The sequence below is a fragment of the Endozoicomonas atrinae genome, assembly GCF_001647025.1.
In the GTDB taxonomy this organism is placed as follows: domain Bacteria; phylum Pseudomonadota; class Gammaproteobacteria; order Pseudomonadales; family Endozoicomonadaceae; genus Endozoicomonas; species Endozoicomonas atrinae.
The window spans coordinates 1-1,103 of sequence record NZ_LUKQ02000602.1 but is presented as its reverse complement, the minus strand read 5'-3'; the positions used below and the strand labels follow the sequence as shown (position 1 = coordinate 1,103).

Sequence of the window (1,103 nt, the reverse complement as noted above, 5' to 3'; positions counted from 1 at the left end):
TTGTCCTGTTCCTGTTGAGAGACAGGGGCTTGCGGTTCCATACCCATCAGCCTGGCGTATTCGGCATCAGCTTCCTGATCCAGTTTGTCGGCGTCTATCGCCATCTTCACTCTCCCTGTGGGGCACTTGGGCTTGTCCACAAAGTTGATTGACCTGCCGTCCGGGGCTCTCGGCTTGTCCTTTTGGCAGGCATTCACCGGTAACCGCTCCATGCGTTACCGGCATACCGCCCATCCCTGGGCATAAAAAAACCGCCAGTTAAGGCGGTTCGGTGTTCTTGTTACTCCTGTTTCTTATCCGTTCGGGTTCACTACCCGTTCAGCCCGATTGGGCAGACAGAGCAGGTCATCCAGTTCGTTGATACGGCCCTGCAACTGCCGCACGTCGGTGATCTCCGATGCGCTGGCCAGCTTGTCCAGCAGCAGGGTTCTGCGCCGAACGAAATAAGCCACCAGTGCCTGGTAGCTGGCCTGATGGTCCAGGGCGCGGATCGCCTCCGCTTCCTCCCGGCTCAAGTGCATCAGGTTGTGCATAGAGTTCTTCCTCCGGTCGCAGTGCCTTGTCGGTATCAATGTCCAGTGACTTCATGTATTCATCGAGCAGGTAGCGGTGGTCGGTCATCGGCCCCAGTAGCGGGTTCATGGTCACATTAAGGGCGTTCATCACCCGTTCGCTGTGAATCTCTTTCGCCATCAGTGCCGAGCTGCCCATGGGTATCACGTCCAGATCGCCCCGCTTGTCGTCAATCTCTGCCCACTGCATGGCAAAATTGAACAGGCTCTCGATCAGGGGGATGGTGCCGTAGTCGTCGATGTTCTTGACCACGCTTTTCAGGGCTACATTGGCGGCGGTCATCAGCATACTCATGCCGCTGGCGGTCTTGTTCAGACTCTCGGTCTGCTCGCCGTGGGTGTAGCTCGGCAGTGAGGTTTCCTCGTCGGCAAAGCGGCGGAACAGTTCAAAGATGCCGGACAGATCACCCTGATTACTCTGGACGTTGATCGCGTCGATCATCGGCCCTTCACCGGCCTGACCGTCATAAAACCAGAGCCGATAGGGGTAAATCTTCTTGGCGTCCTCCAGGCTCATGCCTTCCGGCAGCT

2 protein-coding genes are annotated in these 1,103 nt (G+C 57.3%); both read right to left on the bottom strand.

From position 1 onward, the window contains the following. Positions 1 to 197 (bottom strand): hypothetical protein (locus AK963_RS29455; RefSeq protein ID WP_139117790.1); only part of this gene is annotated, 197 nt, incomplete at its 3' end. A 148-nt stretch (positions 198 to 345) separates the two neighbouring features. Next, positions 346 to 1,103 (bottom strand): hypothetical protein (locus tag AK963_RS29450; protein WP_238593898.1); only part of this gene is annotated, 758 nt, incomplete at its 5' end.